This window comes from Bacillus sp. SIMBA_005 (genome assembly GCF_046535585.1).
GTDB lineage: Bacteria > Bacillota > Bacilli > Bacillales > Bacillaceae > Bacillus > Bacillus pumilus.
The window spans coordinates 1-247 of record NZ_JAWRWI010000928.1 but is presented as its reverse complement, the minus strand read 5'-3'; the positions used below and the strand labels follow the sequence as shown (position 1 = coordinate 247).

Here is a 247-nt window from a genome sequence, read left to right as displayed (position 1 = left end):
CGCTGGAAAGCTCATGCAACGTTATTGTTTATGAATTGGCTGAATTATTACGTATATCAGGAAACTCCGTATGAATGGGATTAATTTTTGTTTTAAGTGATACGGTGACAAAAATATGATAAAATACTCTTGATTCAGTATGCGTATAACAAAACTTTAAAATAATGGAACATATCAATTAAATTTAGTTTAAATATGTTGGCGCGCTTATTATAAAATGATGCACTTGTGTTATGTTTATCTATAG

General features: G+C 29.1%; 1 protein-coding gene. It reads left to right on the top strand.

What is annotated here, in order from left to right; all coding sequences use genetic code 11:
* A partial coding sequence (locus tag SB660_RS22795) for a homoserine O-acetyltransferase/O-succinyltransferase family protein (RefSeq protein ID WP_410584792.1) occupies window positions 1-84 on the top strand: 84 nt, incomplete at its 5' end.
* Window positions 85-247 lie beyond the last annotated feature (163 nt).